At 39.3% G+C, this 13,954-nt stretch carries 11 protein-coding genes, 6 tRNA genes and 2 rRNA genes; all 19 read left to right on the top strand.

Annotated elements, in window-relative coordinates; genetic code table 11:
- Positions 1–89 (top strand): 23S ribosomal RNA (locus ACIQYS_RS03370); the annotation flags it as partial.
- Positions 90–274: 185 nt separating this feature from the next.
- Positions 275–390, top strand: a 5S ribosomal RNA gene (gene rrf / locus ACIQYS_RS03365).
- 455 nt (positions 391–845) lie between these two features.
- A tRNA-Asn gene (locus ACIQYS_RS03360) sits at positions 846–920 on the top strand.
- 13 nt (positions 921–933) lie between these two features.
- A tRNA-Thr gene (locus ACIQYS_RS03355) sits at positions 934–1,006 on the top strand.
- A 125-nt stretch (positions 1,007–1,131) separates the two neighbouring features.
- Positions 1,132–1,207, top strand: a tRNA-Val gene (locus ACIQYS_RS03350).
- A gap of 21 nt (positions 1,208–1,228) precedes the next feature.
- Positions 1,229–1,312 (top strand) — tRNA-Tyr (locus tag ACIQYS_RS03345).
- Positions 1,313–1,318: 6 nt separating this feature from the next.
- Positions 1,319–1,393 (top strand) — tRNA-Gln (locus tag ACIQYS_RS03340).
- Positions 1,394–1,417: 24 nt separating this feature from the next.
- Positions 1,418–1,490 (top strand) — tRNA-Ala (locus tag ACIQYS_RS03335).
- A gap of 187 nt (positions 1,491–1,677) precedes the next feature.
- A complete protein-coding gene (locus ACIQYS_RS03330) occupies positions 1,678–2,268 on the top strand; it encodes a GNAT family N-acetyltransferase (protein WP_402974858.1) in 591 nt (196 codons plus the stop codon).
- A 70-nt stretch (positions 2,269–2,338) separates the two neighbouring features.
- Complete coding sequence (rocF, locus tag ACIQYS_RS03325) at positions 2,339–3,244, top strand: arginase (protein ID WP_402974855.1); 906 nt, start codon at positions 2,339–2,341, stop codon at positions 3,242–3,244.
- A 165-nt stretch (positions 3,245–3,409) separates the two neighbouring features.
- The gene (gene sigW / locus ACIQYS_RS03320) at positions 3,410–3,985 is read left to right on the top strand and encodes an RNA polymerase sigma factor SigW (protein WP_402974852.1); all 576 of its coding nucleotides are present in this window, start codon (positions 3,410–3,412) and stop codon (positions 3,983–3,985) included.
- 12 nt (positions 3,986–3,997) lie between these two features.
- Positions 3,998–4,627, top strand: a complete 630-nt coding sequence (locus ACIQYS_RS03315) for a zf-HC2 domain-containing protein (RefSeq protein ID WP_402974849.1) — start codon at positions 3,998–4,000, stop codon at positions 4,625–4,627.
- A gap of 115 nt (positions 4,628–4,742) precedes the next feature.
- A complete protein-coding gene (gene cdaA, locus ACIQYS_RS03310) occupies positions 4,743–5,582 on the top strand; it encodes a diadenylate cyclase CdaA (protein WP_402974846.1) in 840 nt (279 codons plus the stop codon).
- On the top strand, positions 5,575–6,840 hold the full coding sequence (locus tag ACIQYS_RS03305) for a CdaR family protein (RefSeq protein WP_402974844.1): 1,266 nt from the start codon (positions 5,575–5,577) through the stop codon (positions 6,838–6,840). The genes cdaA and ACIQYS_RS03305 overlap by 8 nt, the downstream gene beginning before the upstream one ends.
- 37 nt (positions 6,841–6,877) lie before the next feature.
- On the top strand, positions 6,878–8,230 hold the full coding sequence (gene glmM / locus ACIQYS_RS03300; protein WP_402974841.1) for a phosphoglucosamine mutase: 1,353 nt from the start codon (positions 6,878–6,880) through the stop codon (positions 8,228–8,230).
- 123 nt (positions 8,231–8,353) lie between these two features.
- Complete coding sequence (locus ACIQYS_RS03295; RefSeq protein WP_402974838.1) at positions 8,354–9,319, top strand: quinone oxidoreductase family protein; 966 nt, start codon at positions 8,354–8,356, stop codon at positions 9,317–9,319.
- Positions 9,320–9,380: 61 nt separating this feature from the next.
- Positions 9,381–9,896 carry a type 1 glutamine amidotransferase domain-containing protein gene (locus ACIQYS_RS03290; RefSeq protein WP_402974836.1) on the top strand — a complete coding sequence of 172 codons (516 nt, stop codon included), beginning with the start codon at positions 9,381–9,383 and terminating at the stop codon, positions 9,894–9,896.
- A gap of 113 nt (positions 9,897–10,009) precedes the next feature.
- On the top strand, positions 10,010–11,614 hold the full coding sequence (locus ACIQYS_RS03285) for a gamma-glutamyltransferase family protein (RefSeq protein ID WP_402974833.1): 1,605 nt from the start codon (positions 10,010–10,012) through the stop codon (positions 11,612–11,614).
- Between the two features lie 414 nt (positions 11,615–12,028).
- Entirely contained in the window at positions 12,029–13,831 is a 1,803-nt protein-coding gene (glmS, locus tag ACIQYS_RS03280; protein ID WP_402974895.1) for a glutamine--fructose-6-phosphate transaminase (isomerizing), read from the top strand.
- Positions 13,832–13,954: the final 123 nt, after the last annotated feature.

The raw sequence follows: 13,954 nt of genomic DNA, 5'->3' as shown, positions 1-13,954 counted from the left end.
CCTCAAAGACGATGAGGTAGATAGGTTCGGGGTGGAAGCGTGGCGACACGTGCAGCTGACGAATACTAATCGATCGAGGACTTAACCAAATGTATTTATTGTAAGAAATGTCTTTTATCCAGTTTTGAGTGAACAAGCACTCTAGTTTGAGGGTTTCAAGACGCAAGCAGTGCTAGGAAACAATTGAGAGAAGGAAGGAGCGTACTCAAGTACGTGACTGACTGAACGAAAGAAGTTGACAACGCAATGCGCAGTGTATTGAAAGCCGAACAAGTCTAGTGATGATGGCAAAGAGGTCACACCCGTTCCCATACCGAACACGGAAGTTAAGCTCTTTTGCGCCGATGGTAGTTGGGGGTTTCCCCCTGTGAGAGTAGGACGTCGCTGGGCACTAATATAGAAGTCGTTATCGATTAATCGATAACGACTTCTTTTTTTAGTATTTGAAAAGACAATCTTCCTATATATAAGTAAAATGATAGAGTGACAAATAGCTAATAGGCAAAGTAGAGATCGCTTTTCATGATGTCAATCTATCAATTAGAAAACTAGCAATGACTTGGAGTAAATCCTTAGGAATTAGAGCATAGAGGTATTAACGTTTCTTTACTGTTTATTAGCTTTTGTAGAGATAATACTTGTGCTTCTATTCGATTTAAACTTTATAGTTAGAAATTCCTTTACATAATAGTCTTAGGTTCTTCGATATTTACTTATCTCATTCCAAATCTTAAAAATATCTAATGTACGTTTCAATAAAAAATCTTAAAAAAATGCGATAAAAAGACTTGAAATATAAATAATAATTGGTATAATTATATTTGTACTTTAAATAAATGCATTGTTCCGAAGTAGCTCAGTGGTAGAGCAATCGGCTGTTAACCGATCGGTCGTAGGTTCGAGTCCTACCTTCGGAGCCATTTTTTTGTCTGTGCTTCCATAGCTCAGCAGGTAGAGTGCTTCCATGGTAAGGAAGAGGTCAGCGGTTCGAACCCGCTTGGAAGCTTATATTTTAAATACTAAATGTAAATAAGCCTAAAAAACTACTTGCCTAAAAGTAACAAATATGTTATTATTATTCTTGTCCGATTCTTGCAGAAGTGCATTGGAAATCGTGATCTATATAACCCAGGAGGATTAGCTCAGCTGGGAGAGCATCTGCCTTACAAGCAGAGGGTCGGCGGTTCGAGCCCGTCATCCTCCACCATTTATTTTCATATTTAGCTTTGGAGGGGTAGCGAAGTGGCTAAACGCGGCGGACTGTAAATCCGCTCCTTAGGGTTCGGCGGTTCGAATCCGTCCCCCTCCACCAGTTTATTGGGGTATAGCCAAGCGGTAAGGCAACGGATTTTGATTCCGTCATGCCCTGGTTCGAATCCAGGTACCCCAGCCACAAACCTTCAAAATTCAATTTTACGGGGCCTTAGCTCAGCTGGGAGAGCGCCTGCCTTGCACGCAGGAGGTCAGCGGTTCGATCCCGCTAGGCTCCATAACTTACATATTGTAAATTAAACCTTTCCATTTTCATTGGAGAGGTTTTTTTATTTTTAAAATTATTATTTTGCTTCTTTCAGCGGTTCAGCGGGGTAATTTTGCATATATATTATTTTCATAGATTTTGAGATAAAATACTTTTCAATGCACCTATCTTTCTATTATGATGATATAAAAAGTGAGGTGTTGAATTTGGCTGAAACAATCGTATATGGAGATGTGACATTACGACCGTTAAAAGAAAATGATATTCCGTATTTGTGGGAGCTGCATGATCCCAAAATATTTGAATTTATGTTGAATAAAATAGGAAATCAGGAACAACTTCATAATTGGCTACAAGTAGGTATTTATCAAATGAATACCGAACAAACTGCACTTTCATTCGTAGTAGAAAATACCGATACCCATACAATAATGGGGACTACCCGTATTTATGGAATAGATCATACGAATCATGCTTGTGAAATAGGTTCGACTTTTTATGGGAAACAGTTTCAGCGAACACATGTTAATACAACATGTAAATACTTGCTTTTAAAACATTGCTTTGAACAGTTAGGAATGATTCGAGTCCAGTTTAAAACGGATGAGTTGAATGTGACTTCCCAGCAGGCGATTGAACGAATAGGTGGTATAAAAGAAGGAGTTCTTCGAAATGAACGAATTCGTTCGAATGGAACGGTGAGAAATGCCGTTGTTTACTCAATTATTGAGAGTGAATGGTCGGAAGTGAAAAGTCATCTTGTTCGGTTAATGAATAAATATTCATAAAGTTGCTGAGTTGAGCCATTTCCCCTTAAGGATTTACAATAGGTGTATGAATAGAAGGGGAGATAAAATGATGAATAAGTTAAATATCTCAATAATTGGAGTACCAATGGATCTCGGGCAAAATAGACGTGGAGTCGATATGGGGCCTAGTGCTATCCGTTATGCAGGGGTCGTGGAACGTTTAAAGGCTCTTGGTCACACTGTTAAAGACGAGGGAGATATTGCGATTAGCCATACTCGTAAAGAACAACCTCCAAATACACATTTACGCAATTTGGAAGATGTGATTGAAGGTAATACAAATCTAGCGAACAAAGTACATGAAGTACTAGGTGAAGGAAGATATCCTCTAGTACTCGGTGGTGATCATAGTATAGCAATCGGAACACTTGCAGGTCTTGCGGATCGCTATGTAAACTTAGGAGTTATTTGGTACGATGCGCACGCAGACTTAAATACAGCAGAAACTTCACCTTCTGGGAATATACATGGAATGCCTCTAGCAGCGAGTCTTGGCTTGGGCCATGAAAACTTAGTGAATATCCGCGCTTATGCTCCAAAGATTAAACCCGAAAACGTGGTCATTATTGGTGCTCGCTCTGTAGACCCGGGCGAACGTGAACTAATAAAAGAAAAGGGCATTAAAGTCTTTTCCATGCACGAAATAGATAAGCACGGGATGACAGAAGTAATGAACCAAACAATAGCCTATTTCCATGAACGTAACGTAGATGGTGTCCATTTATCGCTCGATTTAGATGGTTTAGATCCACTCTATACTCCAGGGGTTGGTACACCCGTTCCTGGTGGAATCAGTTATCGTGAAAGCCATTTAGCAATGGAAATGCTGTATTCATCTAATCTGATCACATCAGCTGAATTTGTAGAAGTAAATCCAATATTGGATGAAAAAAATAAGACAGCGGATGTGGCAGTTGGATTAATGGGCTCGCTGTTTGGGGAAAGTCTCATATAATATAAAACGATTAGGAAGCAGGCACATAGTCTGCTTTTCTTTTTTTATTATCAACACAATGCATGGAGTATTTGGTAAAATAAATAATATATAAAAAAATGAAACCTGTTAATACCTTAATTCGTATAGGTAAGACAGCCGCATGAGGCGGAGGGGAATATCACGATGGATGCGTTAGTAAATAAACGAATAAAACAAGTGTTAAAAGGCGATAAAGACGCATTCGCGGAGATTGTCGACCTGTATCAGCATAGGCTGTTTCAAGTGTGTTTCCGGATGCTAGGAAACCGCCATGAAGCAGAAGATATTGCACAAGAAGCATTTGTGCGAGCCTTTATTAACATACACACGTTTGATCAAAAAAGAAAATTTTCTACTTGGCTATACCGTATTGCGACGAATTTATGTATTGATCGTATAAGGAAAAAAAAGCCGGATTATTATTTAGATGCAGAAGTAAAGGGCACAGAAGGGCTCGATATGTACTCTCAAATCGCAGCAGCAGATGAACTACCAGAAGAAGAACTCATGAAACTTGAGTTACAAGATCGAATACAGTATGAGATTAGTCGGCTTCCGGATAAATACCGATCGGCTATTGTGTTAAAGTATATGGAAGAATTGTCTTTACAAGAGATTAGCGAGATATTAGAATTACCACTTGGAACAGTTAAAACAAGAATTCACAGAGGCCGGGAAGCACTTAGAAAACAATTAAGTAGACAGCCTAACTTTTTATAGGAGGGAATCACGATGAATGCGTGTCCAGAGCGAATTGTTCACTATATGCATGAATACTTAGATGGTGAAATAAGCCGTGAACATGAGCTTGAATTAAAATCTCATTTGCAGTCATGCGTGGGTTGTCAGGCTCATATGCATGAGTTAAGCGATGTGGTTGCTTTTGTAAAAGGAGCCGCTCATGTAGAGGCACCAACGAATTTTAGTCAGGCTGTTATGGCGAGACTTCCAAAAGAAAAATCACACGCTGGCGTTAGTAGATGGTTGCGGCGTCATCCAATTCTCACTGCAGCAGCTTTATTCTTATTATTTATGAGTAGTGCATTATTTAGTAATTTCAATGAACAGCAACAGTTCTCTTTTACCAAGCAAGAAAATGTTGTGGTGGAAGGCGAAACGGTTATTATCCCCGAAGGACAAGTCGTAAAAGGCGATCTAGTTGTGCGAAATGGGGATGTTCGAATTGACGGTGAACTGGACGGAAATTTAACCATCATTAACGGTTCGAAGTATATGGCTTCTACTGCTGTTATTACCGGCAAAACGGAAGAGATTAATGAGGTATTTGACTGGCTTTGGTTTCACATAAAAGGTGGGGCAAAAGAAGTCGTGTTATTTTTTGAAAAAGAGGAAACAAAATAATGGGAAGTCTATCCAGTAATTTGGATGGACTTTTTTTACTCTAAAATGTAGAGAATTAGGCAACTATGTTATACTTATCTTGTATGGATTTGTGAGGAAAAGTGGGGGATGCCACATGTCGTTTATGGAGCAATTTACCAATTTTATGCCAGTAAACGTTATTGTAAACATTTTAGATGTTTTATTTGTTTGGTTTGTTATATATAAACTAATAACTTTGATAAAAGGAACGAAAGCAGTTCAATTATTAAAAGGAATATTCGTTATTATTATTGCTCGGGTAGTGACTGATTTTTTAGGGATGGATACGCTTGGTTGGTTGCTTGAAAATGTAATTAGTATTGGATTCTTTGCAATTATTGTTATATTCCAGCCTGAAATAAGAAGAGCGCTCGAACAAATAGGTAGGGGTAAGCTCTTCGCAAGAAGTTCATCGATGCAAGAAGAGGAGGAAAAAAATCGTTTAATAGAGGCTATGACCAAATCTGTAAGCTATATGGCAAAACGTAGAATTGGAGCATTAATCTCTATTGAAAGAGAAACGGGTTTAACAGAATACATTGAAACGGGAATTCAGTTAAATGCGCATCTTACCTCAGAGCTTATGATTAATATCTTTATACCAAATACACCTTTACATGATGGTGCGGTTATTGTACAAAAAAATAATATCGTCTCCGCTGCTTGTTATTTGCCATTATCTGAAAGTCCCTTCATTTCCAAAGAGCTTGGAACACGGCACCGTGCAGCAATTGGGTTAAGTGAAGTAACAGATGCGATTACCATTGTTGTATCTGAAGAAACAGGTGCGGTAAGCTTAACATCTAATGGAGATCTCCATCGAAATTTATCCATGGAAGAGTTTGAAAATCACTTGAAGCGCCTTTGGTTTGGACCAACAGAGGAACATGTAACTTCTTCTAAATGGTTGTGGAGGGGGAAACAGAATGGATAAAATGATGGGCAATCCATGGTTTTTACGAATAATTGCATTGGCACTTGCAATTCTACTATTCGTTTCTGTTAAATCGGATATCGAAAACAGTAATATGACTGTAACTAGTACGTCAGTGGAAGTTCTTCGGGATGTACCTGTAGAGGTATACTATGACGATGATAATTCCGTTGTAACAGGGGTGCCGGAAACTGTCACAGTGAATATAGAAGGACCATCACAACAAGTTTTTTCTACGAAAGTGATGAAGGATTATAAAGTATTTATTGATTTACGAGAAGTAACGTTTGGCGAACATAGAGTTGCGTTTTCCACTGAAAACTTTTCAGATAAGTTAAAGGTTCGTATTGATCCGGTTAATGTAGATGTGGTGATTGAGGAACGCGTTTCCAAAGAATTTAACGTGGATTTAGATATGAATGAAAGCTTATTAGCAGAAAACTATATCGTTAAGTCCTATGACATGGAACCGAAAAAAGTAATCGTCACCGGAGCAAAAAGTATTATAGATAGCATAGGCTATGTAAAAGCTACCATTGTAAGAGATAAAGGAATCAATAAATCGTTTGAACAAGATGCAAGTATACGAGTGCTTGACTCGGATTTAAATAAATTAGATGTAATCGTTGAACCGAAAACAGTACAAGTAAAAGTAAAAGTAGAAGAATTTAGCAAAGAAGTCCCGGTAGTTTTAGTTCCAAAAGGTGTGCCTAAAGAAGGGGTAAAAATCAACGGGTTGTCAACAGATGTAAAAAACATTAGACTATATGGCCCTCGAACAGTAATAGATAAAATAGGGCAGTTACAAGTTGATGTAGACGTGAGTAAACTAGAAGATACGAGTAGCTTTGACTTGAAGTTAGTAATCCCAGATGGTGTGACCAAATTGTCGCTTGATAAGATTAAAATAAAAGCAGATGTCACACCAGCTCCATCTGTTGAGACAGAAGAAGAGCAAGCGGAAACCGTTTCAACGGTGGAAGAGAAATCATTTGAAAAAGTTACGATTGCAGTGAAGGGGCTACCGGAGCTACTAGTTAGTAATTTTGAAACACCTACGAATGGAATCGTTTCTGTTGTAGCAAAAGGAACACCCGAGGCTTTGGAAAATATTCAACTAAACAATGTTTCCGTATACGTAGATGCCGAGAATGCAGAAATTGGGGAAGTAACTCTTCCTATTCAAATTGACGGTCCAGCTAATATAGAATGGAGAACGTCCGCATCCGAGGCAAAACTAACGATAAAAGAAGCTTAATGCGTAGGACAACAGGTTTTTAAGGAGAGAAGAAGAAATGGGAAAATATTTTGGTACAGATGGTGTTCGAGGAGTAGCAAATTCAGAATTAACACCAGAACTTGCTTTTAAACTAGGTCGTGTTGGAGGTTACATTCTAACGAAAGAAGCGAAGGAACGAGCAAAGGTGTTAATCGGTCGTGACACTCGTATATCTGGTCATATGTTAGAAGGGGCACTTGTTGCTGGACTTCTTTCCGTTGGAGTGGAAGTGATGCGTTTGGGAGTCATTAGTACACCTGGTGTTGCTTTTTTAACGAGAGTCATGAGTGCGGACGCGGGAGTGATGATTTCTGCTTCTCATAATCCCGTGGCAGATAACGGGATTAAGTTCTTTGGACCGGATGGTTTCAAGCTTTCGGATGAACAGGAAGAAGAGATAGAGCAATTACTCGATGCAGAAGTGGATGAGATTCCACGTCCTACCGGAGCAGGGGTTGGATCCGTCTCGGATTATTTTGAAGGCGGGCAAAAATATATACAATACTTGAAACAAACAATTGATGAAGAATTTGTAGGTATCCATGTCGCATTAGACTGTGCTAACGGGGCAACTTCTTCCCTTGGAACCCATGTATTTGCAGATTTAGATGCAGATTTATCGACAATGGGAGCATCTCCAAATGGGTTGAATATTAATGATGGTGTAGGTTCCACACATCCAGAAGAATTGGCTAAATTCGTTTTAGAAAAAGGAGCGGACGTAGGTCTTGCTTTCGATGGAGACGGGGACCGTTTGATCGCTGTTGATGAAAAAGGACAAATTGTCGATGGCGACCAAATCATGTATATTTGTGCCAAATATTTAAATGCATATGGGCGTTTAAATAAAAGTACAGTTGTTTCCACTGTGATGAGTAATATGGGCTTCTATAAAGCTTTAGAAACACAGGATATGACTAGTGTGAAAACAGCGGTTGGAGATCGTTATGTAGTAGAAGAAATGAAAAAGAACGGTTACAACCTTGGCGGGGAGCAGTCGGGGCATATTGTTTTCCTAGATTACAATACAACAGGTGACGGGTTATTAACTGGTCTACAACTAGTTAATATCATGAAAGTAACAGGAAAAAAACTTTCAGAACTTGCATCTGAAATGACAATCTTCCCTCAAAAGCTTGTGAATGTTCGTGTAACAGACAAGCATGCAGTAACGGAAAATGCGAAAGTAGCTACGATTATTCAGACGGTAGAAGCAGAAATGGCAGGCAATGGTCGGGTTCTAGTAAGACCTTCGGGCACAGAGCCACTTGTGCGTGTGATGGTAGAAGCAGCTACAGAAGCAGACTGCGAAAACTACGTAAACCGAATTGTGGAAGTAGTAAAAGCAGAGATGGGCTTAGTTGAATAATTAATAACACAAAAATCCAGCCTTGTGCTGGATTTTTTAGTCTACCCAAAAGTCAGATTCATTGCACTACATATAAAGTTTATATACGATTAATCATATATTTCAATAGACGGGAGCAATAAAATGAAAGCACTTATTTTTGAAACGTTTGGTGGACCTGAAGTGTTACAGTATAAAGAAATCGATGAACCAGCCATGAAAGAAAATGAAGTATTGGTTCGAATGAAAGCAATTGGGTTGAATTTTGCTGATATTTACAGAAGAAAAGGGAATTATCATCTAGCAGGTAATCCGCCTTATATTTTGGGATATGAGGGTGCTGGTGTGGTAGAGCAAGTAGGTACAGGAATCAGTGATTGGAAAGTTGGAGATCGTATTGGATTTGCGGATGTCCCCTTTGCAAATGCTGAATTAGTCGCAGTTCCTGTCGAAAAAGCGATTCCGTTACCAGATGATATTTCTTTTGAAATAGCTGCATCTGTTTTATTGCAAGGCTTAACAGCGCAGTATTTAACAAGAGATAGTTTTAAAGTGAATGCTGGAGATACGATGCTAGTTCATGCCGCAGCTGGCGGTGTAGGACAAAACCTGATTCAAATTGGGAAGCTACTTGGAGCAAATGTCATTGGGCTCACCTCCACAATAGAGAAGTCCGAAGTTGCCTCTTTAGTTGGAGCAGATGCTGTTTTCTTATACAAGGATAATTGGATGAATGAAGTAAAGGAAGAAACGAATGGTGTTGGAGTAGACGTCGCGTATGATTCTGTAGGTTCCACTTTAGCAGACAGTTTTGAAGTGACTAAATTGGGTGGGACTGTTGTGTTTTACGGTATGTCGGGTGGGGATCCGGCGTTTGTTGATCCTCGAATGTTAATGGATACTTCTAAGACGTTAACTGGTGGAGATTTGTGGAATGTATTAACTTCTATAGAAGAAAGAAAGGCACGATCCAAGCAATTATTTGATTGGATTTTAGAAAGTAAAATAACTATCAAAGAGCCTACCACTTTTGCATTACAAGATGGAGCAGAAGCACATCGCTTATTGGAAAGTCGAAAAAGTGTTGGAAAAATCCTTTTAACTCTATAAATGTTTACTCCGCTTATTTAGTGGAATAATAAGAGAGAACAAACAGATAAGGAGTGAGGATATGGCTAAAGTAGCAACAGTAATCACCAATATGTTTGAGGATGTAGAGTACACAAGTCCAGCACAATCATTAAATGACGCAGGACACGAGGTATTTACGATTGAAAAAAAAGCTGGAAATGAAGTAACCGGTAAACAAGGCGAAACGAAAATTACAGTAGATTATGGAATTGATGATGTCAAACCAGAAGACTTTGATGCATTATTCATTCCCGGAGGATTTTCACCAGACATTTTACGAGCAGACGATAGATTTGTAGCTTTTGCAAAAGCATTTATGGATGCAAAGAAACCAGTATTTGCAATATGTCACGGACCGCAACTTCTAATCACTGCAAAAACATTAGAAGGACGAGATGCTACTGGATATAAGTCGATTAAAGTCGATTTGGAAAATGCCGGAGCAACTTACCATGATGAGGAAGTATTCGTTTGTGCCAATCAACTTGTCACAAGTAGAACACCAGATGATCTACCAGCGTTTAATAGAGAAATCGTGAAATTACTGGAAAAATAACTAGACAATTTAGAAGCGCCTTCCATGGAAGGTGCTTCTTTTATATTTTAAAAGATAGAATATTCATACAATAATCTGATATTCTTAATAGTATAGAGAAGAGGGGGATTTGTATGGATTATTTATTCCACCCGTTTTCTGCGAAACGACATACTGTTTTTGCAAAAAAAGGGATGGTTGCAACATCGCAACCACTGGCAGCACAAGCTGGATTGGACATCTTAAAACAGGGGGGAAATGCCATTGACGCTGCAATTGCAACAGCTGCTGCACTTACCGTAGTGGAACCAACTTCGAATGGTATCGGCGGAGATGCATTTGCATTAGTTTGGACGAAAGATAAACTGCATGGATTAAATGCCTCAGGTCCTGCACCACAATCTATATCTGCACAAAAACTAAGAGAAAGAGGGTATGAAAGAATACCCGTCTATGGTGTTATTCCAGTTACAGTCCCTGGTGTTCCAGCCGCCTGGGCTGCACTATCCGAACGGTTTGGCAAACTTCCGCTTAAAGAAGTACTTCTACCAGCCATCCGTTATGCAGAAGAAGGCTACCCGTTAACACCTATCCTCGGGAAGTATTGGAAACTAGCGTATACGAGATTTAAAGATTCCTTTACAACAGAAGAATTTACTGCATGGTTTGAAACGTTTGCGCCAAATGGAAGAGTACCTGAGATAGGGGAAATGTGGTCTTCACCAAGTCATGCCACTACACTTCGGGCAATCGGAGAAACGAACGCTCGGGATTTTTATGAAGGAAAAATAGCAGATCAAATAGATGCATATATGAGAAAACACGATGGCTACTTATCAAAAAGTGATTTATCTACATACAAAGCAGAGTGGGTAGAGCCTATCTCTGTCAATTATCGAGGTTTTGATGTTTGGGAAATCCCACCAAATGGTCAAGGGATGGTAGCCTTAATGGCGCTAAATATATACAAAAACCTTCAACCCCCGATATGGCAAAATGCAAATACGCTCCATCATCAAATCGAATCTATGAAATTAGCATTTACAGATGGCAAAGCATTCATTACAGAACCAGGTGCCATGCCGATCAGCGTAGAACACTTATTATCAGAGGAATATGCTAAATCTCGTGCTGCAACTATTGAAGAAGGAGCAAGTAATCCAGAGCCATATGATTTGCCAAAAGCGGGAACCGTTTATTTAGCGACAGCGGATGAAGAAGGCAATATGGTTTCGTACATTCAAAGTAACTATATGGGGTTCGGTTCTGGAATTGTCATTCCGAATACAGGAATTGCTTTACAAAATAGAGGACATGATTTTTCATTAGATGAAGCACATCCAAATGTGTTGCAACCTGGTAAAAGAACATTTCATACGATTATTCCAGGCTTTTTAACGAAGGATGGGAAAGCGGTTGGACCGTTTGGAGTGATGGGTGGATATATGCAACCACAAGGACATCTTCAAGTTGTAACGAATACAGTAGATTATTTATTGAGTCCGCAGGCAACATTGGATATGCCGCGTTGGCAATGGATACAAGGAAAGACAATTCATGTAGAACCTGAGTTTCCAAACTATCTCGTTCAAAGCCTAGTAAGAAAAGGTCATGATATTCATATGACAACGGATGGTGGTAGCTTTGGGCGTGGTCAAATTATTTGGAGAAACATAGAGACAGGAGTTTTACAAGGTGGCACGGAGTCCCGAACTGACGGGGCAATAGCGGTTTGGTAAATTGGTTGAAGAAAGAGCCTCTACTTGGGGCTCTTTTAAGTTAATCTATTAATCTATATTCGACTAAATTGACGTGCATATAATGAACGTATATAATGAAAAAGTTACTTTAAATGTAAATTGGAAAGTAACCGCGTAGAAATGGAGGAAAGGAAAACGCGTTAAAATAAGGAAAACAATTATAGCGCCAGAGCTGAAGAAATCGGACGAAATGTATCTTCAGCAGACGAGGTGGAGGTTATCGAAAATTCGGCGGATGCCTCCCGACCGTATTTGCCCGGTTGTTATTCTTTTTCAGAAACCATACGAGCGATTGTATGACAGAGGGGAAAAGAAGGCATTCTTAGCATAATGAGCATCTCGATAAAAAGAGGAGCTTATTTTGACATGAATGTAAACGGAGGAAATAACAATATGTGTGGAATTGTAGGATATATTGGAGAAGCAGATGTAAAGGAAATATTACTAAACGGATTAGAAAAATTGGAGTACCGTGGATACGATTCTGCAGGGATTGCTGTACTCAATGACGAAGGCGTAGTCGTTTTCAAAGAAAAAGGTCGAATTGCTGATTTACGTGACGTGGTAGATGAAGACGTAGATGCAAAACTTGGAATAGGACATACTCGATGGGCAACACACGGAGTACCCAACCAACTAAATGCCCATCCTCACCAAAGTACAACAAAACGTTTCACGCTTGTGCATAATGGGGTTATCGAAAACTATCACCTCCTGAAAAAAGCGTATTTATCGAATGTAGAAATGGTTTCTGACACTGATACAGAAGTGATCGTACAGTTAATCGAAAAGTTTTCACAAGACGGCTTATCCACAATTGATGCATTAAGAAAAACATTACATCTAATCCATGGATCATATGCACTTGCACTACTCGACAAAGAAGATGCGAATACTATTTATGTAGCAAAAAATAAATCACCCCTACTTGTAGGGTTAGGTGATGGATTTAACGTAGTAGCATCTGACGCAATGGCGATGCTACAAGTGACGGAGCGGTATGTTGAGCTTCACGACCAAGAAATCGTTATCGTGCATAAGGATGCGGTTGAAATTCAAAAACTAGATGGTTCCATCGTAGAACGACCAGCGTATAAAGCAGAGCTAGATATGAGCGACATCGAAAAAGGAACATATCCGCATTACATGTTGAAGGAAATGGATGAGCAGCCATCCGTTATTCGTAAAATCATTCAAGCGTATCAAAATGATCAAGACGAGCTTAAGATTGATGCTGCTATTTTACAAGCGCTGCATGACGCAGATCGTCTGTATATTATTGCAGCAGGAACAAGCTATCATGCGGGACTTATCGGAAAACAATACTTTGAAAAAATTGCAGGAATTCCAGTAGAAGTGCATATTTCTAGCGAATTCGGCTACAACATGCCACTTCTATCAGAGAAGCCATTATTTATGTTCATCACCCAATCAGGTGAAACAGCAGACAGCAGACAAGTACTAGTGAAAATAAAAGAAAAGGGATATCCAACCATTACGATGACAAACGTACCTGGATCCACTCTTTCTCGTGAAGCGGACCACACACTTTTACTGCACGCTGGTCCAGAAATTGCAGTTGCATCTACGAAAGCATATGTTGCACAAGTAGCAGTATTAATGGTAACAGCTTCTGTGTATGCACAATCTCAAAACAAAACGGTAGATTTTGATGTTGTGAAAGAACTTGGAATTGCAGCTAATGCCGTGCAAACGATTGTCGATTCTAAAGAAGAAATGGAACAAATTGCGACAGAGTTTTTAGCAACAACTAGAAATGCATTCTTCATCGGACGAAACGTAGACTTCTATGTAAGTTTAGAAGGTGCATTAAAACTAAAAGAGATTTCCTACATTCAAGCAGAAGGTTTTGCTGGTGGAGAATTAAAACACGGGACAATAGCACTTATTGAAGATGGTACCCCAATATTCGCCCTTGCAACACAACAAGCTGTCAGCCTGAACATTCGCGGTAACGTCAAAGAAGTAGTAGCACGTGGTGCAAACCCATGTATTATTGCAATGGAAGGTTACGAAGATGACGGAGATCGCTTTGTACTTCCAAAAGTACACGAGCTATTCTCTCCATTAGTGGCAGTTGTTCCTTTACAGCTGATTAGTTATTACGCAGCATTGCATAGAGGCTGTGATGTGGATAAACCGAGAAATTTGGCTAAGTCGGTTACGGTTGAATAATTAGAAATTGGTTTTTGGGGTATTTTGTTTCTTTGTAAAAAAGATTGATAATTTGTAATAAAGTTTGATAAGAATAACCGCTTGGGATATGATATCCACAAGTGGTTATTTTTTTATTTAATT

The sequence above is a fragment of the Psychrobacillus sp. NPDC096426 genome (assembly GCF_044762745.1).
Taxonomy (GTDB): Bacteria; Bacillota; Bacilli; order Bacillales_A; family Planococcaceae; genus Psychrobacillus.
This window is presented reverse-complemented; position numbering and strand designations above follow the sequence as displayed.

Bases quoted from the DNA above. Each gene is read 5' to 3' on its own strand.
- ACIQYS_RS03315 (WP_402974849.1), top strand. From the start codon at position 3,998: ATGAATGCGTGTCCAGAGCGAATTGTTCACTATATGCATGAATACTTA.
- ACIQYS_RS03290 (WP_402974836.1), top strand. From the start codon at position 9,381: ATGGCTAAAGTAGCAACAGTAATCACCAATATGTTTGAGGATGTAGAG.
- ACIQYS_RS03305 (WP_402974844.1), top strand. From the start codon at position 5,575: ATGGATAAAATGATGGGCAATCCATGGTTTTTACGAATAATTGCATTG.
- sigW (WP_402974852.1), top strand. From the start codon at position 3,410: ATGGATGCGTTAGTAAATAAACGAATAAAACAAGTGTTAAAAGGCGAT.
- ACIQYS_RS03295 (WP_402974838.1), top strand. From the start codon at position 8,354: ATGAAAGCACTTATTTTTGAAACGTTTGGTGGACCTGAAGTGTTACAG.
- glmS (WP_402974895.1), top strand. From the start codon at position 12,029: ATGTGTGGAATTGTAGGATATATTGGAGAAGCAGATGTAAAGGAAATA.
- ACIQYS_RS03285 (WP_402974833.1), top strand. From the start codon at position 10,010: ATGGATTATTTATTCCACCCGTTTTCTGCGAAACGACATACTGTTTTT.
- rocF (WP_402974855.1), top strand. From the start codon at position 2,339: ATGAATAAGTTAAATATCTCAATAATTGGAGTACCAATGGATCTCGGG.
- glmM (WP_402974841.1), top strand. From the start codon at position 6,878: ATGGGAAAATATTTTGGTACAGATGGTGTTCGAGGAGTAGCAAATTCA.
- cdaA (WP_402974846.1), top strand. From the start codon at position 4,743: ATGTCGTTTATGGAGCAATTTACCAATTTTATGCCAGTAAACGTTATT.